We start from the raw sequence: 22,082 nt of genomic DNA, 5'->3' as shown, positions 1-22,082 counted from the left end.
AATTACACTCCTAAAGCCACTGAAACAGGCTCGGCTAGTGACACCATTGGTGCTAAACCAACTGGGTAACCAATATAACCTGTAGGTAAATATTCAATTACTTGTACAGGCAAGCTTACAGTCGTTTCGCCTGCTTTTACTGTAATGCGTTGACCTTCTTGAAGGTTTAAACGAGTTGCATCTTGTTCGCCCACTGCAAACACAGCTTCAGGAATACGAGTTTCCATTGCAGGTGTTTTAATCGTGAATTCACCAGAACCAAAAATATGATGCATTGGTACTAAGCGGAAACTTTCAGGGTTTGCAACTACTGGCACTGGAGCAACGTAGCTACGTGCAGGACGTTTTGCCAAGCGATCGAATAAACGAACACCAGAATCACCACCTTTTAAGTGACCACCGACTTCATCTTGGTATTTATTCCAAGATTGTGGAGAGTTCCAACCCGGAGCCCATGCAAATGGTACTAATGATGATGCTTTTTGCGGACCGACATAACCTTCCATTGAGAATGTTAATGCTGAATCTGGATCAGTAGGCTGTTTAGGTTCATGAACCGATAACGGCGCACGCATTGCTGTACGACCCGAATAACGACGTGGTTCACGCGCGATTTTCAAGCCATGTACACGGTAACCTGCATCAGGTGCAACGTCTTGGATAGCTTCAAGTACTGGTACATTTTTTACGATGCTTTCAATTACATCATCAAGTAATGTCCAATCTACAGCCTTACCTTTAATGCCAGTTTCAATGGCATGTAACCAACGCCATGATTCTTTAATTGCATATTCAGGTTTGTAGTAGCTTGGATCGTAAACTTGATAGAAACGCTGTGCACGGCCTTCTTGACTTACAACAGTACCATCACCCTCTGCAAAGCTTGCTGCTGAAAGAACGATATCAGCCTGTTTCACAGTTTCAGTTTCACTGTGATCAAGCACGATTACTGTTTCAGCTTTATCTAATGCAGCTTGTACTTGGGCAGCTGGTAAGCGACGGAACAAGTCATTTTCAACAATAACAAGTGTGTCGTAATCTTGAGCAAATGCTTGTTCAAGGCTTAAACCACCGAACAATGCTAAGCCCATAGAGTTCACTTCAGGAACTACAAGACTTAAACCAGCTTTAGAACCTAGGTTCTGAGTCAACTGTGCTGCAGCTTCCATAATAGAAGCATCTTGCAAGCTTGTACCCGCAATAATTAATGGTTTGTTTGCTGCTTTTAGAGTGTCAGCAATGGTTTGAGCAAATGCTTTTGCATCTTCATCTAAACCACTTACAACTTCACCATTCACTGCTGCAGCAACTGCAAAGCCTAAACGTGCGATGTCATTTGGAGAAGCAACTACTTCACCAGTTGCAACGTCAGCAAGACGAGTTTGAGTTGCAGCTAAAATGTAAACCGGAGATTTTGCTTCTTGACCAATACGTTGTACAGGCTCAGCTAACCAATCTGGTGTACGTGTTTTTGCAGCCATTTCACGTGCTTTGTTTTTCGCAGCTTGGCGAACAGACAATGCCATGCGAGGTGCAGTTTGAGTTAGGTCTTCACCTAAGATCAGAACAGCATCGTAGCTTTCAATTTCACGCATGTTCGGGTTGTAAATACCCTCGGTTTGCATGATAGATGCAGCAAGTTCAACAAGCTTTTGCTCTTTTTGTGCAATACCAGTTGAATAATTTGCCTGACCTACAAGCTCACGTAATGCGTAGTTCGATTCCAAGCTTGCGCGAGGAGAGCCAATACCCAAAACTTTCTTGCCTTGAAGCTTAGCAATCGCTTGATCTAGAGCTTGATCGACAGAAACAGTTGCAACAGTTTCACCATTACGGAACTGAGGCTGACGTGGACGGTCTGCACGGTTTACATAACCTGTACCAAAACGACCTTTGTCACAAAGGAAGTACTGGTTAACCGAACCATTAAAACGGTTTTCTACGCGACGGATTTCACCATAACGCTCACCCGGAGAAATGTTACAGCCAGAAGAGCAGCCTTGACACACGCTTGGTGCATACTGCATGTCCCACTTACGGTTATAACGCTCTGAATGAGTCTTATCAGTGAATACACCTGTTGGACATACTTCAGTCAAGTTACCAGAGAATTCAGACTCTAAAGTACCTGATTCCGGACGACCAAAGTAAACACGAGATGCATTCGCATATACGCCAAAATCTGTACCGCCCGCATAGTCTTTGTAGTAACGAACACAACGGTAACAAGCAATACAGCGGTTCATTTCATGCGCAATGAATGAGCCGAGTTCTTGGTTGTAATGCGTACGTTTTGTAAAACGATAGCGACGACGGTCATGACCCGTCATTACAGTCATATCTTGTAAATGACAGTGACCACCCTCTTCACAAACTGGACAGTCGTGTGGGTGGTTGGTCATCAAAAATTCAACAATGGATGCACGGAAATCCGTTGCTTCTTTGTCTTCAATTGAGATATAGGTATTGTCAGATGCTGGTGTCATGCAAGACATGACCAAACGACCACGCGTATCTTCTGGATTCGCATATTGCGTAACAGCACATTGACGGCAAGAACCAACCGAACCTAAGGATGGATGCCAACAAAAATATGGGATGTCGATGCCCAGACTCAAACATGCTTGTAGCAAGTTTTCCGAGCCGTTGACTTCATACGATTTTCCATCGACATGAATTGTAGCCATAGTCGAATTCCTTAAGCTTGTTCTACGTTGCTGGTTTGCACGACAGGACGATTCGTCACTTTCGCTTCAAACTCACCACGGAAATGTTTGAGTGCGCCCATAAGCGGCTCCATCGCACCTGGTGCGTGGGCACAGAAAGTTTTACCAATCCATAATTTACGAGTTAGTTCTTGTAAATGGTCGATATCTTCTTTCTTGCCTTCGCCTGCTTCAAGTGCTTTAAGCGCTTTAACAGCCCATGGCAAACCATCACGACATGGTGTACAGAAACCACATGATTCACGCGCAAAGAACTCTTCTAAGTTACGAGTGAGCGATACCATGCATTGGGTTTCATCTACCACCATTAACAAACATGTTCCCAAACGAGAACCTGCTTTCATAATCGTGTCTGCATCCATTGGTAAATCAATGGTATCTGCTGGTAAAAAGTCAGTTGAAGCACCACCTGGTAACCATGCTTTGAGCTTTAAGCCCTCACGCATACCACCTGCATGATCTTCAATTACTTCACGTGCAGTTGTACCAAATGGCAATTCCCAAAGACCCGGGAATTTAACTTTACCCGATGCACCATAAATTTTAGTACCTGGATCTTTTGATTTACCCGCTGACAAGCCGATATACCACTCTGGTCCACGAAGCATAATTGCTGGCAAGTTGTTATAAGTTTCAACGTTGTTCACAATCGTCGGACGGCCCCATGCTCCTGCAACTTGCGGGAACGGTGGCTTAGTACGTGGGTTTGCACGACGGCCTTCAAGCGAGTTAATCAATGCAGTTTCTTCACCACAGATATAACGCCCTGCACCCGTATGTACATGCAGATCAAAATTCCAGCCAGAACCTAAGATGTTTTCGCCTAAATAACCTTTAGCACGAATCTGTTCTAACGCTTCATTTAGATATTGAGCAGCCTCGATGTATTCACCACGGATAAAGATATAACCTTGAGTTGCTTCTAAGGTATAACCCGCAATTAACATCCCTTCGATCAATTGATGTGGAAGTTTTTCCATCAACAAACGGTCTTTAAAGGTACCCGGTTCCATTTCGTCGGCATTACAGATCAAGTAACGTGGACCACCATCATTTGGTGCCATCAATGACCATTTAATACCCGCTGGGAAACCCGCACCACCACGACCTTTTACAGTTGCAGCTTTAATGACATCTAACACTTCAGCAGGTTTCATGCCTAAAGCTTTTTTAAAGCCAGCATAGCCTTCTAGTGCTTCGTAATCATCAGCACTACGTACCGCTTCTTGTTTGCTTAAACGCCAAGTGAGCGGATGAGTTTCCGGATTACCGTCGCCATAAATTGGTTTTGGTTCAGTATTCATACATACTTCTCCAATAACTGTTTAATTGATGTCACTTCGACTAAACCGTGAGTATCTTCATCAATCATTAAAGTTGGGCCTTTGTCGCAGTTGCCTAGGCAGCAAATTGGAAGCAATGTAAAACGACCATCTGGTGTCGTTTGACCATACTGAATTCCTAATTCACGCTGGAATGCTTCAGCAAGAGTTTCTGCACCCATTAAGAAGCAAGCAATTGAGTCACAAAGCAAAATTACGTGACGACCTACCGGATGGCGATAGATACGGTTGTAAAATGTTGCAACTCCTTCCAAATCAGCAACACTCATCGACAACAACTGTGCGATGGCATTCATTTGAGCGTCATCTACCCAACCATTACGGCGTTGTACACACTTCAATGCATCCAAAGAGGCTGCACGAGGGTATGGATAGTGACCAATGTGATGTTCGATTTCGTGAATTTCTTCCGCAGTCAAAATCCCTTCGACATTCACACGTGGTTTTTTATCAGTCAAAATCATCATTATGTGTTACCTCTTAGCGATCCACGTCAGCCATAACCACGTCAATGGTCGCCAGATAAATGATTAAGTCAGATACTAAACTTCCGTTAATCACTGAAGGCATTTGCTGTAAGTGAGTAAACGTCGGTGTACGAATACGAGTACGATAACTCATGGTCGCTTTATCTGAAGTCAAGTAATAAGTACTTGCACCTTTAACCACTTCAGTCATAAATGATGACTCGCCCGCTGGCATGACAGGACCCCATGAAACGCTCAAGAAGTGCGTAATCAAGGTTTCAATATCTTGTAATGTCTTATCTTTCGGTGGTGGAACAGCCAATGGATGATCCGCTTTGTATGGACCAGAAGGCATGTTATCCAAGCACTGTTGAATAATTTTTAGCGACTCGGTAATTTCACGGAAGTGAACAAGCACACGTGCATATGCATCGCCTTCATACTCAACCGGCACATCAAAATCGAAGTTTTCATAGCCGCTGTATGGACGATATTTACGTACGTCAAAATCGATACCTGTTGCACGTAAACCAGTACCAGTTACACCCCATGCGAGTGCAGATTTGGCATCGTATTGTGCAACATTACGCGTACGTCCAATAAACACAGAGTTTTTCAATGCCGCTGTGTAATATTCGTTTAAGCGTTTAGGCATCCACTCTAGCAATTCTTTAACAAGCTTTTGCCAGTTGTTTGGAAGATCGTGTGCTGTACCACCAATACGGAACCATGCTGGATGCATACGGTAACCCGTGATTGCTTCAACAATGTCATACACTTTTTGACGGTCTGCGAACATATAGAATACTGGTGTCATACCACCGGCATCCTGAATTGCCGTACCACAGAATAACAAGTGGTTATTAATACGGAACAACTCGTTCAACATGACACGAATCACTTGCGCACGCTCAGGAACTTTAATGCCTGCCATTTGCTCTACAGCCATCACATACGGCATGTTTTGAGCACAACCACCTAAGTAGTCAACACGGTCAGTATAAGGAATGAAAGAATGCCATGTTTGACGTTCAGCCATCTTTTCCACACCACGGTGGTGATAACCGATATCAGGTACACAGTCCTTCACTTCTTCGCCATCTAACTGCAATACAACACGGAACGCACCATGTGCAGATGGATGGTTAGGACCCAAGTTCAAGAACATGAAGTCTTCATCAGCGTTACCACGCTTAAGACCCCAGTCTTCAGGTACAAAACGTAAGTGCTCTTGTTCAAAGTCTTGTTTCGCTTTGTCTTGCATGTACGGCGTATATTCTGTCGCACGTGCTGAGTATTCTTTACGAAGCGGATGACCTTCCCAATAGGTTGGCAACAAAATACGACGGAGCATTGGATGCCCTTCGAAATTGATACCGAACATATCGTAAGCTTCACGTTCATACCAGTTGGCATTTGGCCAGATATTTGTCGCTGTTGGAATGTTTAGATCATTTTCGTTCAAGGCAACCTTGATACGAATGTCACTATTACGCTCAAGCGATAATAAATGATAGAACACAGTGAAGTCAGATGCTGGTAAACCATCACGATGAACACGTAAACGTTCATCCATCGCAGATAAGTCAAACAGCATTACATACGGACGTTCCACTTTACGCAGGAACATAAGGACTTCTTGCACGCGTGCGCGCTCGACCCAGACTGTTGGAAACTCTTCAAAAGTCGCCTGCACGTAAAAGTTCTCACCAAATTTGGTTTTGAGCTCTTCTACGATTGCAAATGCTGGGCGTGAATCAACTGCTGTTGACTCTGGCATAGCAATGTCAGTTTCAGCCATTGGCTTGGCTTCCTATTTAATACAAATTCTGTCAATTTTCTCGATGAACATATCAGTTAGATATGTCAAAACACCGTCAAAAAATTATTTAATCTCATCCATAGAGCGTAAGTTTTTAACGGCAATACGCTCAGCATTCTTACGGTCACGTTCTGGCATCATCTTTGGCTTATATACTGGCTGAAGATCATCACCGATCACGGCAGAAAGCGGGCGTCGCTCTAATTGAATCTGGTCTTGTAAAAGCATTAAAGCTTGAATTAATGCTTCAGGACGAGGCGGACAACCTGGGACGTACACGTCAACAGGAATAATTTTGTCTACACCTTGTACTACTGAATAGATGTCGTACATACCTCCAGAGTTTGCACAAGCACCCATCGAGATGACCCATTTAGGCTCTAACATCTGTTCATACAGACGCTGAATAACTGGTGCCATTTTTACGAAACAGGTACCTGCAACAATCATCAAGTCAGCCTGACGAGGTGAAGCACGGATAACCTCTGCACCGAAACGTGACAAGTCATGCACACCGGTTAAGGTCGTTGCATATTCGACGTAACAACATGAGGTACCAAAGTTAAATGGCCATAAAGAGTTTTTACGTCCCCAGTTTACTGCTGTATGCAAGACATCCTCTAAACGAGTCATGAATACGTTTTTATTCACTTCCTCTTCAAGCGGATCCGTCACAATTTGACGTTCTTGCAATGGGTATTGATCAGCATCCGGATTCGCGCGGGTCAGAGTATATTTCATCCCGACTTACTCCTTTTCAGATGACAATGCAGGTGTAGTTTTTGACTTAACACGACCTGATGATTGAGCTGGAATCTGGCCTGTAGGGTCAGTTACGAGCTCTTCAATAGAATTAAAGCGTGTAATTTCAGCAATGTTCATTGTTGGTGAACCGATTTTAACCGCCTCACCTGCTGATTTACGGCGATCTGCTGGTGACCAACTTAAAGCACCTACAGAGAAGGCATAAACAAGCGCAATCAATAAATCAACGACAAAGATCACTACAGTGGTATATCCCAACCACCCTACTTCACGCACAGAAGTAGACCATGCATAGAGGTAAAGTGCCTCTAAGTCGAAGACAACAAAGAAAATTGCAACTAAATAGAACTTTGCAGACAGGCGAATGCGAGCGCCACCAGCACTCACGACACCTGATTCAAACTGCTCTTGCTTAGCACGTCCCCACGATTTTCCCCCGAGGAGTAAGGGAACTGTGAGCATAAAGACGCAAAGAAATGTAACGCCGATCACGAAGGCGATAATCGCCCAGTCGTATGGAGTAATGGCACTCATGCGGGGATAACTCCTGGCAGGCCTATTATTTAACAAAGAATGTATGTATTGGCCTTCAAATACACCAAACACAAAATTAATCCCGCCAATTGTACCTGATTTCTAATTTCCCATGCTAGTTGAAGCGTCTTAGTCTTTCGGATGATTTTCTAGACAAAACTATTCTTCTATGTGTTGTAAGGGGGGTTTCACAGCACATAATCGGTTTAACTAATAGTTTTTTTATTTATGATGATTTTTTTCATTTTTTAATTTTAGAATATTTACACAGTTGAAGCGCTTATTAACTTTTTATAACTTACTTTTTTATAATATTAGTTTGTTTTTTATTGTATTCAGCTTCTCCTCTGAATTATGATGAATGTTTAATCATGCATAATATTTTATTACTCTTGGATAAGAGTATTTATCATTAAGGGCAGCTGATGCCATACTCACTTCGTGAATTTTCATTTCTCTCCTTTTTAAAATTTTTTCTCCTATTTAGCTTCATTATTGCGACATGTTGTTTCATTGGCATTGCATCTCGCCCTTTAAGTTTTCTTGCATTCTTTTGGCCTGCCAATTCGGTTTTGCTCGGATTGCTTATTCGTTTTCCAATCACACGCCGACCAAGCGCATTTTTAGGTGCCTATATAGGATATGTGATTGCTGACTTATTTCAGGGCACTCCATTTGCTCTCACACTTGTTTTAACAACATCAAACTTTCTTTATGTTGTTACTACATTTGCGCTCTATATGTTTTTTAATCAACATATTAAGGCGGCCTATCGCGGTTATTCCTACCTTTTTTTATTTGGATTATGCGGAATAGGTAGCGTAGTAGGTGCATTGTTTGCAGCAACTTTCGTGCCTATGTTTAATACCAAATTTATGATTGGTGGCTTGTTGGATGAGTTTGGTTACTGGTTCACTTCAGAACTGCAAAATGCCTTGCTTCTTTTACCTATCATATTGAACATTCCTCAATATAGTCAGGTTAAGCATTACTTTTCAAGAAATCGTGGCCTACAACCAACCGACCTTTTACCTTTTGGCGCTGTGCTTATTTCGATTGCTGCTAGCTATTATGACTCTGGCCCGGGTTCGCTGCTCTACCCGATTGCTGCACTGATCTGGTGTGCTATTCGCTACAAACCTATTGTTGTTGCACTCATTACTAGCTTTACCAGTGCTTATATTATTTATCATGTCTCTGGACATTACCTTTTGCTCTATCCAAACGAATATTTCAGCAATACGATCTCAATCCGAATTGGGTTAATTATGATGACGATTGCCCCACTTACGGTTTCTAGTATTAGTGTTTTGCATTCAGAGTTAATCCAAAAACTTCAACATGCCATTGCACATGATGAACTAACTTCAAGTCTGACTCGACGCCAGTTTTTACAGTCGGTCAGATTACTTCAAGAAAAAGTACAAAAAGAAAATAAGACCTCAGCTTTTTTCATGCTTGATGTCGACCACTTTAAGCAAGTTAACGACAACTATGGTCATCAAATCGGTGATCGAGCGCTACAAACTTGTGTCACTACGATTCAAAATATTTTACATCCTCATGATTTATTAGGTCGCTTTGGAGGTGAAGAGTTTGCCATTTTTATTGCAGATACCACCAAGGAAAGTGCATTTGAACTGGCTGAACAAATTCGAATTAAAATTAGTCAGCAACCGATTTATATTTATGGAAAATTACCAATTTTTATACAGGTGAGTATTGGCATAAGCTTATATTCCCCATCTTCCCATCGAGCTATTGAAAGTTTATTTAAAGAAGCAGATGACGCTTTATATCAAGCAAAACGCCAAGGACGTAATCGAGTATTTATATCTTTATAACTTTTTCATTTCATCATCTAGTGTAATGAATTTTATACAATAACCTGTGTTTTGCCATGTATGCTAATAGCAGATAATAAGGAGAAAAATGCATGACTCTAGAATATACGCATAAACCAAACTACTACTTGTTTGCACAATTACTGGTGCGACATATAGAAAGCTATATTCACAAACATCCAGATGCCAACAATGCAATTTTTGACTTGCGGGATGTCTATGAAATATTTAGACAGGATTTTGCGTCAACCACAACAAACCTAGAAGGTATTTTGCATATTGCAGATGAATATAAAATAGAAACACTTAATGGAGATCAACCTCTTATTCAAAAATACCAGATTGATGCAAAAAACAATTCGTTACTGATCGATTTTAATTCCGATGCGTTAACCAGCTTAAGAAGCGGAAAACCTATTTTGGAACCAGATGCGACTCAACTATAAATAGATCAATAAAAAAGCACCTTATGAAGGTGCTTTTTTATTGGCTTTTAAAGGAGGCTGTTTAAAGCGTTTTGCTGGCCATGTCATGATAAAACGAGCGCCACCCAAGGTTGGGCTTTCATCCACTTTAATTTCACCGCCAAACCAATAGGCAATACGGCTTACGATAGACAATCCTAAACCATAACCGCCCGACGCACGCGTACGGCTATCGTCTAGACGGGCAAAAGCTTCAAATACTCTTTTACGGTCTTGTTCAGGAATACCTGCGCCATCATCTTCAACACAAACAAAGGCCATGCCATCGCTGTGGATACCACCGGTAATCCGAACTTTATTATCACAATAACGAACCGCATTACCCACCAAGTTTTGAACAACGCGATGTAAGTAACGACGCTCAGCATCTACTTTTACATAAAGTGGAGGAGCAACAAGTTCAATTTCTTTTTGCGTTTTTAAGGCTTCGGTTTCGACCGCAACCTGATCTAACACATCAAATAAAGTAATTTCATCAAAATCTAGTGAAGGTGTACCCTGCTCTAGTTTTGCATAAGTCATGATCTCATCAATTAAAGTATTGAGTGCCTCAATATCTTTATCAATCATGTCGACCTGATGCATACGATGATTATAGTCATCTTCTTCCGCCAACATCTCTGTACCAAAGCGAATACGGGCAACAGGTGTTCTAAGCTCATGAGATACCGCTCTCATTAACTCACGCTGAGCCTCGATTAAACGCTGAATATGATCAGACATGTTGTTATAACTTGATGCCAAGTTTGCCATTTCGTCACTTCCTTCAATAGGAACACGCAATGACAAATCACCAGACTTCATACGGTTTAATGCATAACGTACTTGGCGAATCTTACGCTCAAGTGGCAAGATCAACCCATAGACACCTAGACTCAGCAAAAATAAGCTAAATAAGGTAATCCCTGCTGAAAGCTGCAAAGGCATCCAGTTAAACATCGGAACTGGTCCAAGCACGAGAACCCGTGTAGGCTGATTCGGAATTGGAGAGACGATTGAAATGGTTGTACCGCGGACTGTTGCACTGTCTTTGTACAACATGACGCTTTGGTCTTGGCGTAACCGACCAATTTGTTCAGAGTCCAGATTAACGTCTTGAATATTGTAGATATTAATTGGGTAAGAGAAATGCTTTTGAATCTTGGCAAGATATTCTTGTTCTTGCCCCGGATAAAACATTAGATAATCCAGTACAAAAATAGGGAGAGCCTTCATTTGGCGCTCAGTAATTTTGTCGACTTTTATAGATAAAAAGTGCTGAGGATCATCACGTAAGCCAATAATGATATACGCAATACTATTACTGGCATCGTAACGGACAACAGATTTTTGAGCTTCGATTCGTTTTTTCTCGGTACGAGATAACTCAACCTTACTTGCATCAGTATAATAAATTGGAAGTTCCAATAAATCTGACGCATCTGAAACCCAGTCTATTTTCTGTTGTTTCCCCGGTTGTCGAGCGACTCCCTCACTAATGACATAAGAGATACCATCAGTTAAAGATTCTCGGTATTCTTGTGCCCGTTGATAATTGATAATTTGTACAAGCAAATAACCAAAGACAGCCACCAAAACAACAAGAATTACCAGTCCCGCATATATTCGCAGGAATATACTGTGTTTAAACACTCGACCAACCTTATAGGAAGTTTATTCAGATCTTATAACCCATTGGTTTCTTTAACGAACAAGTAACCTTTACTACGTACTGTTTTAATACGCTTTGGATTTTCAGGATCATCACCAATTTTTGGACGAATACGTGAAATACGGACGTCGATTGAACGGTCCTGACCATCGTATTCGATACCACGTAAACGTTCGAAGATATCTTCACGCGATAAGATACGACCAGCATTTGATGCAAGCAACCATAATAGGTCATATTCTGCGCTAGTGAAGTCAACAAGTTCACCATTTAGCGTTACAGAACGACCGCCATTATCAATTACAAGGTCATCGAACTCGATACGTTGAGCAACTTCATCTTCTACAGTTTTATCTGTGCGACGTAATAGTGCACGGATACGCGCTAAAAGAACACGTGGTTGAACCGGTTTAGCAACATAGTCATCTGCGCCCATTTCCAAACCAAGTACCTGATCCATGTCTTCTGTACGTGCAGTCAACATCAGAATCGGTTGATGGTAATGTGGACGAACTTCACGGCAAACTGTTAAGCCATCGGCACCCGGCAACATGACATCCAAAACTACTAGATCTGGTTGTTCACTAATAATACGACGAATTGCACGGTTACCATCAGTTTCTACACCAACTTCTAAACCGTTGCGAATTAAATATTCTTGAGTTAATCGCGCTAAGCGCTCGTCATCTTCAACGATCAGAATCTTTGGTAACTTTTCTTCTTGGCTCATATCATTGCCCCTATAAATCTCGTTTCATGCATCTTAAAAATCTTGCAGATACATTCGTTTATCATTTGCAATATACACACGTTTACATTGTAAACAAGTAGGCGTTCACCAAACTGATACATGACCATCGTATTTTGTTGCATTTTATTAGCCTTTGAATTTTCACGTGTTTTTAAGATTTATTTATTGTTATTAAATTTCATATTCTATTCATATTTCCAATGTATGAATATTAAACAAATTATTTCTCTGTTTAGTTTAAATTTATTTAAGTGTTTGTTTTTTGAGTTATCCACAAAGTTATCTATAAGTGTTTTTTAACAGCTTTGCTATGCTATCTCCCATCAAATCATACAGATAAAAAATTACTAAAAAGTCAAGATTGATCTGCTATGAAAAATCCCGTATCTTGTGTTGAAAATAAACTTTAACTACTAAGTCTTGTGTTTATCCCTCAAATATCGTGGCATGTTTTTTGCTCGGTTCAAACGGTCTATGAACATAACAAAAGTGACAATGGAGCTATGCTGGCATGAGCGTAATTACTTCGACTCCCGGTCAAATTCAGGTGATTAAGCGCACTGGAGATGTTGCTGCATTTGATGCAGAGAAAATTTCAGTTGCGATTGGTAAAGCTTTTCTTGCTGTGGAAGGTCAACAGAGTTCGGATTCTAGCCGTATTCATGACCGTATTACCCAGTTGACGGAAATGGTCTTAAATACTTTTACTCGCCGTTTACCATCGGGCGGTACGATCCATATTGAAGAAATTCAAGATCAAGTAGAACTTGCTTTAATGCGTACTGGGGAACAAAAGGTTGCCCGCGCTTATGTGATTTACCGTGAACAACGTGCTAGCGCTCGTCAGCAAACGAACTCAAACCACCACCCTACTTTACAAGTTACCGACACAAACGGTCAGCTTCAGCCACTTGATTTAAGTGCATTGCAAGCAACTGTTTCTAAGGCAGCTGAAGGTTTGGAAGGTATTGACGTTCAAGCCATTGTCGATGAAACCGTTAAAAACTTATATAACGGCGTAAAAGAAAGTGATATTGCCACAACAATGATGATGGCAACACGTACCCGTATTGAACAAGAACCAAACTACACTTACGTGACTGCACGTTTGCTTTGTAACGAATTAGTGAGCACTGGTTTAACGTTCTTAGGCTTATCAACAGACACACCTGAAAACAATGCACTTGAAGCATTCTTGAAAAAAGGTGTTGAGCTTGATTTGCTTTCACCTGACTTGCTTGACTTCGACTTAGAAAAATTATCAGCAGCAATTCAGCCAGAACGTTCTAATCAGTTTACCTATTTAGGCTTACAGACTTTATTTGACCGTTACTTCATTCACTCAAACGGCGTTCGCTTCGAATTACCACAATTATTCTTCATGCGTGTGTCGATGGGTCTTGCACTCAATGAGCAAGATAAAGAAGAGCGTGCAATTGAGTTCTATAACTTATTGTCTAGCTTCGACTACATGGCTTCTACGCCTACCCTGTTTAACTCAGGTACATTACGTCCACAGCTTTCAAGTTGTTACTTAACAACAATTGGCGATGACCTTTATGACATTTATGGCGCAATGCGTGACAACGCGATGCTGTCTAAATGGGCTGGCGGTTTAGGTAATGACTGGACACCTGTACGTGCCTTGAACTCTTATATTAAAGGTACTAACGGTAAGTCTCAGGGTGTTGTTCCATTCTTGAAAGTTGCGAACGATACAGCTGTTGCAGTAAACCAAGGTGGTAAGCGTAAAGGTGCTGTGTGTGCATACCTAGAAACTTGGCACTTAGACATCGAAGAGTTCTTAGAGCTTCGTAAAAATACGGGTGATGACCGTCGCCGTACTCACGACATGAACACTGCGAACTGGGTTCCAGACTTGTTTATGCAACGTGTATTTGAAGATGGTGAATGGACATTATTTACCCCTTCTGAAACTCCAGACTTACACGACTTAACTGGTGCTGAATTTGCTGAGCGTTATGCTTACTATGAGTCTGTAGCGAAAGAAACCAACATGCTACACAAGAAAGTACGTGCTAAAGACTTATGGCGCAAAATGCTTTCTATGTTGTTTGAAACTGGTCACCCATGGATCACATTCAAAGATGTATGTAACTTACGTTCACCACAACAACACGTTGGTGTAGTTCACTCATCTAACCTATGTACTGAAATTACCTTGAACACAAATCAAGACGAAATTGCAGTATGTAACTTAGGTTCGATCAACCTTGTACAACACGTTCAAGGTGGTGTGTTAGACCGTGAGAAATTAGCTCGCACAATTAAAACAGCTGTACGTATGCTCGATAACGTGATCGACATTAACTACTACGCTGTACCACAAGCCAAAAACTCGAACTTGAAACACCGCCCTGTGGGTATGGGTATCATGGGCTTCCAAGATGCTCTATATGAAATGGGTATTGCTTACGGTTCAGACGCTGCTGTTGATTTTGCTGATGAATCAATGGAAGTAATTAGCTACTACGCGATTGAAACTTCAAGCAACTTGGCTGTTGAACGTGGTGCTTACTCAACATTCAAAGGTTCATTGTGGGATCAAGGTATCCTTCCAATCGACTCTTTAGAAATTGTTGCGAAGTCTCGTCCAGAGCGCATGTTCGAAGTTGACCGTACTCAACGTTTAGACTGGGACACTTTACGTGCCAAAGTTCAAAAAGACGGTATGCGTAACTCAAACGTGATGGCGATTGCTCCAACTGCAACCATCTCTAACATTTGTGGTGTTTCTCAATCTATTGAGCCAACATTCCAAAACTTATATGTGAAATCTAACTTGTCTGGTGAGTTCACTGTTATTAACCCATACCTTGTTCGTGCATTAAAAGAACGTGGTCTTTGGGACACAGTAATGGTTAACGACCTTAAACACTTTGAAGGTTCAGTACAAAAAATTGCTCGTATTCCTGAAGAATTAAAAGCAATCTTTGCTACTGCGTTTGAAGTAGATACACGTTGGATCGTTGATGCTGCATCACGCCGTCAAAAATGGATTGATCAAGCTCAGTCGCTTAACCTTTACATCTCTGGTGCAAATGGTAAGAAACTTGACATCACTTATAAGATGGCATGGTTACGTGGTCTTAAGACGACTTATTACCTCCGAGCTTTAGGTGCAACTTCTGCTGAAAAATCTACAATCAACACAGGTGCTTTAAACGCAGTTAAACCTGCAACTGTTGAAGCCGCGGCGGTTGCTGCCCCTGTTGTAGAAGCGAAGAAACCAGAAGCAGCAGTTGAGGAAGAAGGCTTTACTCAAGCAGCTCCAGTACCAATGGCTTGTTCAATCGATAACCCTGATTGTGAAGCTTGCCAATAACATTTAATAAGATTGCTCTTTTTCACTAAAGAGCAATCTTAAAAGAGGTAAAGATTATGCTTTCTCATCTCAGCCATAACTATATGCTTGGTGTTGGAGTTTTAATCTTTGCCTTTATTTTCTTTTATATGCCGATGGTTTACGCATTTATCACAATACGTAAGCAACAGCGTAAACAAAATAAGTTGTAGGGAGTAGAGACCAAAGGCCCAAAATTTGGTCATGCATCAATAAAACTTAATTTTGTTTACACATTAAAAGCGTATAGTAGGGACATCTTCGTTTAAGAGATGTCAAATATAGATATATACAACGAAGAGAGAACAAAAATGTCTATCCTTAGTTGGGACGATTTTGAAGATGATTCGCAAAAACCGACTACACCTGAACACAAGTCTGCGCCCGTCCAATCGGAAAAAGCGTCAGATTCGCAGAATGTATCTACTGCGCAGCCATCATCGCCGAGCGTGGCAGCTCCACAATCCGCTGGAACCCATTCCGTGCGACCAACAGTTGCCTCCGATACAGTGGCTAGAGCCGCTCAAGCCTTAGAACACTTAGACGTTGCCCCTGGCCTTGAAGAGCTAGAAATGGGTGCTCAACGTGTTCAAGTTGACGACAAAGCCATGATTAACTGTCGTGCGGACTTGAACCAACTTGTTCCATTTAAATATGAATGGGCTTGGCAGAAATATCTTGACGGGTGTGCAAACCACTGGATGCCTCAAGAAGTTAACATGAACCATGACATCGCGCTTTGGAAGTCTGAAAATGGCTTGACCGAAGATGAGCGTACTATTGTTATGCGTTCTTTAGGTTTCTTCTCGACCGCAGACTCTTTGGTTGCAAACAACTTAGTATTGGCGATTTACCGTCATATTACTAACCCTGAATGCCGTCAGTACATCTTGCGTCAAGCGTTTGAAGAAGCAATTCACACTCACGCTTACCAATACTGTATCGAATCTTTAGGTATGGACGAAGGCGAAGTCTTCAACATGTACCGCGAAGTTCCATCTGTTGCACGTAAAGCAGCTTGGGGCTTGAAATATACTCAATCTTTAACTGATCCTAATTTCCACACAGGTACACCTGAAAACGACCAACGCTTACTTCGTAACTTGATCGCATTCTACTGTGTACTTGAAGGGATCTTCTTCTACTGTGGCTTTACTCAAATTTTGAGTATGGGTCGTCGTAACAAGATGAACGGTGTTGCTGAGCAATTCCAATACATCTTACGTGATGAATCTATGCACTTGAACTTTGGTATCGACATGATTAACCAAATCAAGATTGAGAACCCTCACCTTTGGACTGCTGAGTTCCAACAAGAAGTGGTTCAAATGATTGTTGAAGGTACGATGCTTGAAATCGAATATGCACGTGACACGATGCCACGCGGTGTATTGGGTATGAACGCAAGCATGATGGAAGAATATTTGAAATTCATCTGTAACCGCCGTTTATCTCAGTTAGGTTTACCAGAGCAATTTGCTGGTGTAACCAACCCATTTGCGTGGATGTCTGAGATGATGGACTTACGTAAAGAGAAGAACTTCTTTGAAACGCGCGTAACTGACTACCAAACTGGTGGTGCGTTAAGCTGGTAAGTTTAAGCGTTCTTCCTCAAGGTAATTTGAGGCTATAAAAAATCCGACTATATGTCGGATTTTTTATACTTATTTAAGATAATTATTAATATTAATTGAATCAGATTAGCTTATAAGAGATACATTATGCATATAAAGTATTTAATAATTTTTAGCGTCATAAGTTTGTGTACCTTAAATATTGCAGGCTGCTCAAAACCACTTTCACCACAGAATAATAACCAAAGTGAATCAAGCCAATTATATGAACAAGGTGGTAAATACTTCTTAGGAAAAGATGTTCCAAAAGATTATCAAAAAGCTTTTTCTTATTTCCAAATGGCGGCTGAAAAAGGCTTACCTATTGCACAAAATGATTTAGCAGGAATGTATTCCAAAGGAATTGGTACGTCGAAAAATAAAGAAAAAGCTTACTATTGGTATGAGAAAGCTGCTAAAAATAATTTTCCAGAAGCTCAATACAATATGGGGCTTATGTATGATAATGGCTATTATGTAAGTAAGAATAGATCTAAAGCCTTAGAATTCTATAAATTATCTGCTAATCAAGGTTATGCTAAAGCTCAATATAATTTAGCAAATGCTTATCTTTCAGGAGATGGTGTACAAAAAGATATTAATTTAGCTTTAGAATTATATGAAAAAGCTGCAAGACAAAATCTTTCTGAAGCTCAATATAATTTAGCAAATATTTATTCAGATGGTAGCTTAGTTAAACAAGATAATGAAAAAGCTTTGAAGCTATATACACAACTAGCTGAGAAAGGTATACCTGAAGCTCAGAACAATCTAGCCTATATGTATGCTAATGTTTTCTCAGATTATGAAAAAGCAAAATTTTGGTTCAAAAAAGCTGCCGATAATGGCTATGAACCCGCGAAAGAGGCTTTAGAACAGTTTCAGTAAACTACAATGTATTTTAGTTAGAGAAAAAGGGTGCCAAGAGCAACCCTTTTTATATCTATATACTCATAAAACGGTGATCTTTAATACAAATCTAAATACCCAAACACAACCCTTTCAACTCGCTGCTGTAAAGAGAAGAAGTTCTCTAGAACACGCAAGAAGTCATAATTTCTTAAATATAATCAATCTTTACCCGAGTACAAAACTGAGCCAACTAAAACCGCTTGTCCTGCAATACTGACATGTAATATTGAATCTGTTTTCTCAACTGTCACTAAAACTCGCCCAGGTCTTTGCATTACGAGACCTTGATAGCCCCAATAGCTAACTTTCTGATCACAATCAATTAAATCATAGTGAACAAGGTACGCTCCCGCTGGACCATTTGCATTACCAGTTACAGGATCTTCATTAATACCGATCGCAGGCGCAAACATTCGACCATAAGTAATAGGTTCTTGCCTACTCCCTTCCAACACAAAGGGGAAAAAACCATTACAACCTATTGCAGTACTCATAGCTTTCAATTTTTCATTATTCGGAGTTAATCCATCAAGCGTACTTCTGCTCAGCATGGGCACCATTACCTTGGAATGCCCCGTTGTGACAACTTGTATTGGTAAATCCGCAAAATCACTTTCACTCACACCCAGTGCGCTTGCAAGTTCACTCCGTTGACTCGCATTAAAAGGTGGTAAAAACTCTACGCGACCTTGAGTCATTTTCAGCAATAACGCTTCTGGGCTTCCAAATATTGAAACGGGTAAATGTCCTGCCCCCGTTTTTGCGATTAATGGGTAGTCTGATTGGTGGCCTGTAGTTGCACGTAAAAAATGAGTAGCGATCGTCGCATGTCCACAGATCGGGACTTCATTTGTTGGCGTAAAATATCGAACATGTATGTCATGGCTTTGATCTTTAGGTGACAAAACAAAGGCAGTTTCTGAATACCCTGCGAATGCAGCAATATCTTGCATCTCTTGAGTTGAAAGATGGTCAGCATCTAAAACAACCCCTGCTCGATTTCCTGTATTTGGTTGGGTGGTAAATGCATCAACCACATAAATGGTTGTCATGGCAGAACTCCTCTGTTGTTAATATTTTGATCTCAGAAATAGCTCCTGCCATAACCAGAAAATCTTATTTAATTGAAGCAATGCATGTCGCAGCTCTAAAAGGTTTATAGTCGCCTCATATAATGAGTTTTGAGGCCTTGTAGTGATTGTTTGAATTGTATAAATCTAAACATCGGGGATACTATAGTTTTTATTGCAAACACATTTTCTAAATATGGAAAGGTATGAACTGGGACGATACTAAAATTTTGTTAGCTATTGGGCGAACTGGCGGGTTGAGCCGCAGTGCAAAATTGCTTGGTATTAGTGTTTCTACCGTACATCGCAGAGCCGTTCAACTGGAGAAAAGCCTCAATGCGGTTCTTTTTTCCCGAGACAATGATGGCTATACACTCACCCACGTTGGAAAACATTTTTTTGCTTTGGCTGAAAAAGCTGAAGAGCATTTAATAGCGATGGAACGTTACAATGATCAAGGTCAACAATCATTGTTCCGCATTGCTTTACCTGAGTTAATTGGGCAGCAGTTGCTTCAATCAAAGCTAACAGCGTTGCAATTGAAGCATCCAGATTTACAATTAGAAATCTCAACGAGTGCCGTTCCTGTTGATTTTTCCCGACGGGAAGCTGACATTATTCTTCGACTTGTTCGCCCAGAAAGCGGGCGTTACATTATTCGACGCCTTGGCCAACTAGAATATGGTCTTTATTGTAGTAAAGATTATTTTGCCAGTTTCACAGAGCATGCTGAAACGGCTGATGATTTACTGAATCATCGTATAATCGGTTGGGACAGAAGCCTTCAATATACGTTCTTAGCACAATGGATGTGTGAACTCACCCAAGATGCAGCCCCTGCTTTGTCTTTTGATAACATGCACTCGCAACTACGAGCAGTCATTGAAGGACAAGGAATTACAGCTCTGCCTTGTTTTGTTGCACAGGCTTCTGGTTTAGCACCCATACTACCTAAGCAAACTTTAAAACAAGATGTGTGGCTAATGCGTCATTTAGATACGAAGGATAGTGACTATTCAACGTTGATTAGCGAAACAATTGAAAAAGAACTACAAGAATATCTGTTGTGATAAGAATTAGCTTTTATTCTGATATTTAAAAGCTTTTAAAAGTAATATTAAAACGACCACCACTAGCCAGATTAAAATTAAATATCTCATCAATAAGGTGGGGAACATAACCCAATTCCACCAAGAAGCAATTTTTTCTTCACTTGTTGAAAAATTAATTACACTACCTTTTTCATCTTCAAAGCGAACACTACTAGCTACAATTTTATTACCATCAAGAAATATTGAAGGATAAGGAAAAAAACTTCCTTCTACTTTAAGCAATTTTCTAGGTCTATATAATTCACAAAATGAACCATTCTCATTTTTAAAATATGCACAATTAATAAAAATTTTTTTATTTCTCCTTTTTATTATCAGTGATGTCATTCGCCCATGTTTAATATTAAATTCAGGTTCATAAACAATAAAATCCTCTTTTTTAGGAGTAAAAACTATACTTGGGTTAAGAGCACAAAGCAGTACAATCACACAGAAACTTAAGGAAAGGACAAGAACAAAATTTTTATAAATATACGAATATAATTAAAAAAATGGATCAATCACCTCAGCTGATATCCATATTTTAAGTTTATAAATCACACCTATCCCCACTATAAAACAACAATAAAGAACATCACAGATAAAAGAATCCCTGTTAAAAATGGTATAAACTTAGCTATATTCTTATTTTCCTTAAAAAACTTGCTTACTATAAAAATAAGAAAACAAATCAAATATAAAACATTATCATTTAAAGAAGATAAATCATCAAAATAGTTTATTCCTTTGCTTCGTTTAGCAAGTAGATAAAACATAAAAATAGAGTAACCCGCCAAACCTAAGAAAATTGAGGTAAATGCGCTTACCTCTGCTTTACTCATAATTTCATCTTTCATAAATTCCCCAATAAAAAATATAATTATTTAATAAAATAAAAAAAGCTATTTTATAGCAAAATCAATAATCTTTAATATAACTCTAAATACCCAAATACAGCCTTTTCAACTCGCTGCTGTAAATGGTTTAAATCACTTCCCCCTGCTATGCCTGCCGCGTTAATCATTCCTTTGCTTAAAGCAATTACATCTTGTGCAGCTAACTGTGCATGTGAAATACCTGAGCGTATAAACAGATCAGAAATTATGTTTTCAAGTTCGTGTTGAAGTTCACTTTCCTCAATGTCTTTTCCAATGATTTCAGAAGCAAACTCTAGTGTTCGTGCCAACTGCGGACGGCTCAATTGATGTTGCACAGCAGCGTGTATGATGAGTTTTAATTTTTCTTTTAGGTCTGTAGCGTCATTTTGCTCTATGGCTTCAACAATACGATTTGAAAGCTCAGCCCGCTCACGTCGAATTAATTCAACGATTAAAGCATCTTTAGATGGAAAGTACTGATATAGGCTTCCAATGCTTACGCCAGCAAGTTCAGCCACGGCATTTGTGTTAAATCCAGCAAAGCCTAAAGACTCCAAAATGCGAGCAGCCGCCTCTAAAATAGCTTCAAATGTAGCCACTGACCGTGCTTGACGTGGGCGTTTACGTGGGTCTGGGAGGGTTTCTGACATGGGCCGAAATGCGAGTATTTAATGTGAGTAATCACTCATATACTGACTGAGTCATGTTGATCTGACAAGTAAATGCAGTCTTTTCAATTGAACTAAAACTCGGCCCAGTCATGGAG

Annotated in this window: 19 protein-coding genes and 1 pseudogene; 7 read left to right on the top strand and 13 right to left on the bottom strand. The window is 40.4% G+C overall.

Going from position 1 to position 22,082, the window contains the following annotated elements; all coding sequences use genetic code 11:
* Positions 1–2: 2 nt before the first annotated feature.
* The 6 genes from nuoG to ndhC form a co-directional block, all read right to left on the bottom strand.
* The gene (gene nuoG / locus RMA94_RS08040; RefSeq protein ID WP_014205900.1) at positions 3–2,687 is read right to left on the bottom strand and encodes an NADH-quinone oxidoreductase subunit NuoG; all 2,685 of its coding nucleotides are present in this window, start codon (positions 2,685–2,687) and stop codon (positions 3–5) included.
* 11 nt (positions 2,688–2,698) lie between these two features.
* On the bottom strand, positions 2,699–4,030 hold the full coding sequence (nuoF, locus tag RMA94_RS08035) for an NADH-quinone oxidoreductase subunit NuoF (protein ID WP_002120030.1): 1,332 nt from the start codon (positions 4,028–4,030) through the stop codon (positions 2,699–2,701).
* The gene (gene nuoE / locus RMA94_RS08030) at positions 4,027–4,536 is read right to left on the bottom strand and encodes an NADH-quinone oxidoreductase subunit NuoE (protein WP_002120040.1); all 510 of its coding nucleotides are present in this window, start codon (positions 4,534–4,536) and stop codon (positions 4,027–4,029) included. The genes nuoF and nuoE overlap by 4 nt, the downstream gene beginning before the upstream one ends.
* Before the next feature lie 13 nt (positions 4,537–4,549).
* Positions 4,550–6,337: an NADH-quinone oxidoreductase subunit C/D gene (nuoC, locus tag RMA94_RS08025; protein ID WP_002120052.1), complete on the bottom strand. Its 1,788-nt coding sequence runs from the start codon at positions 6,335–6,337 to the stop codon at positions 4,550–4,552.
* Between the two features lie 84 nt (positions 6,338–6,421).
* A complete protein-coding gene (locus RMA94_RS08020) occupies positions 6,422–7,099 on the bottom strand; it encodes an NADH-quinone oxidoreductase subunit B family protein (RefSeq protein ID WP_002120034.1) in 678 nt (225 codons plus the stop codon).
* Between the two features lie 6 nt (positions 7,100–7,105).
* Entirely contained in the window at positions 7,106–7,657 is a 552-nt protein-coding gene (gene ndhC / locus RMA94_RS08015; RefSeq protein ID WP_002120061.1) for an NADH-quinone oxidoreductase subunit A, read from the bottom strand.
* Between the two features lie 425 nt (positions 7,658–8,082).
* Between ndhC and RMA94_RS08010 the strand changes: the two genes are divergently transcribed.
* Entirely contained in the window at positions 8,083–9,501 is a 1,419-nt protein-coding gene (locus RMA94_RS08010; RefSeq protein WP_044424824.1) for a sensor domain-containing diguanylate cyclase, read from the top strand.
* 92 nt (positions 9,502–9,593) lie between these two features.
* A complete protein-coding gene (locus RMA94_RS08005) occupies positions 9,594–9,947 on the top strand; it encodes a hypothetical protein (RefSeq protein ID WP_002120022.1) in 354 nt (117 codons plus the stop codon).
* A 21-nt stretch (positions 9,948–9,968) separates the two neighbouring features.
* Here the strand turns inward: RMA94_RS08005 and bfmS are convergent, their stop codons facing one another.
* Genes bfmS through RMA94_RS07990 form a run of 3 tightly spaced genes read right to left on the bottom strand, consistent with a single transcriptional unit; the run spans position 9,969 to position 12,546 of the window.
* Positions 9,969–11,618: a sensor histidine kinase BfmS gene (gene bfmS / locus RMA94_RS08000; protein WP_032006728.1), complete on the bottom strand. Its 1,650-nt coding sequence runs from the start codon at positions 11,616–11,618 to the stop codon at positions 9,969–9,971.
* Between the two features lie 32 nt (positions 11,619–11,650).
* A complete protein-coding gene (bfmR, locus tag RMA94_RS07995) occupies positions 11,651–12,367 on the bottom strand; it encodes a response regulator transcription factor BfmR (RefSeq protein ID WP_000076440.1) in 717 nt (238 codons plus the stop codon).
* Positions 12,364–12,546 carry a hypothetical protein gene (locus RMA94_RS07990; RefSeq protein WP_031944149.1) on the bottom strand — a complete coding sequence of 61 codons (183 nt, stop codon included), beginning with the start codon at positions 12,544–12,546 and terminating at the stop codon, positions 12,364–12,366. The genes bfmR and RMA94_RS07990 overlap by 4 nt, the downstream gene beginning before the upstream one ends.
* Positions 12,547–12,899: 353 nt before the next feature.
* Here RMA94_RS07990 and RMA94_RS07985 point away from each other — a divergent pair, with 353 nt between their 5' ends.
* The 4 genes from RMA94_RS07985 (at position 12,900) to RMA94_RS07970 (ending at position 18,253) form a co-directional block, all read left to right on the top strand.
* Complete coding sequence (locus RMA94_RS07985; protein ID WP_005071099.1) at positions 12,900–15,734, top strand: ribonucleoside-diphosphate reductase subunit alpha; 2,835 nt, start codon at positions 12,900–12,902, stop codon at positions 15,732–15,734.
* Between the two features lie 56 nt (positions 15,735–15,790).
* Positions 15,791–15,925 (top strand): hypothetical protein, encoded by a 135-nt coding sequence (locus RMA94_RS07980; protein ID WP_002120013.1) that lies wholly within the window; start codon positions 15,791–15,793, stop codon positions 15,923–15,925.
* Positions 15,926–16,063: 138 nt separating this feature from the next.
* Positions 16,064–17,347: a ribonucleotide-diphosphate reductase subunit beta gene (locus RMA94_RS07975; RefSeq protein ID WP_005803276.1), complete on the top strand. Its 1,284-nt coding sequence runs from the start codon at positions 16,064–16,066 to the stop codon at positions 17,345–17,347.
* Between the two features lie 126 nt (positions 17,348–17,473).
* Complete coding sequence (locus RMA94_RS07970; RefSeq protein WP_057085754.1) at positions 17,474–18,253, top strand: tetratricopeptide repeat protein; 780 nt, start codon at positions 17,474–17,476, stop codon at positions 18,251–18,253.
* Positions 18,254–18,435: 182 nt separating this feature from the next.
* On the opposite strand, the gene RMA94_RS07965 is transcribed toward RMA94_RS07970, so the two are convergent.
* Entirely contained in the window at positions 18,436–19,329 is an 894-nt protein-coding gene (locus RMA94_RS07965) for a PhzF family isomerase (RefSeq protein WP_311082469.1), read from the bottom strand.
* 224 nt (positions 19,330–19,553) lie between these two features.
* Here RMA94_RS07965 and RMA94_RS07960 point away from each other — a divergent pair, with 224 nt between their 5' ends.
* Positions 19,554–20,417: a LysR family transcriptional regulator gene (locus tag RMA94_RS07960; RefSeq protein WP_311082467.1), complete on the top strand. Its 864-nt coding sequence runs from the start codon at positions 19,554–19,556 to the stop codon at positions 20,415–20,417.
* 6 nt (positions 20,418–20,423) lie between these two features.
* Here RMA94_RS07960 and RMA94_RS07955 read toward each other — a convergent pair.
* From RMA94_RS07955 to RMA94_RS07945, 3 genes and pseudogenes are all read right to left on the bottom strand, one after another.
* A pseudogene (locus tag RMA94_RS07955) lies at positions 20,424–20,999 on the bottom strand (hypothetical protein).
* An 11-nt stretch (positions 21,000–21,010) separates the two neighbouring features.
* Complete coding sequence (locus RMA94_RS07950; protein ID WP_311082466.1) at positions 21,011–21,295, bottom strand: hypothetical protein; 285 nt, start codon at positions 21,293–21,295, stop codon at positions 21,011–21,013.
* A 71-nt stretch (positions 21,296–21,366) separates the two neighbouring features.
* Positions 21,367–21,966, bottom strand: a complete 600-nt coding sequence (locus RMA94_RS07945) for a TetR/AcrR family transcriptional regulator (protein WP_311082465.1) — start codon at positions 21,964–21,966, stop codon at positions 21,367–21,369.
* Positions 21,967–22,082 lie beyond the last annotated feature (116 nt).

The sequence above is a fragment of the Acinetobacter sp. V115_6 genome (assembly GCF_031799025.1).
GTDB classification, from domain to species: Bacteria; Pseudomonadota; Gammaproteobacteria; order Pseudomonadales; family Moraxellaceae; genus Acinetobacter; species Acinetobacter pittii.
This window is presented reverse-complemented; position numbering and strand designations above follow the sequence as displayed.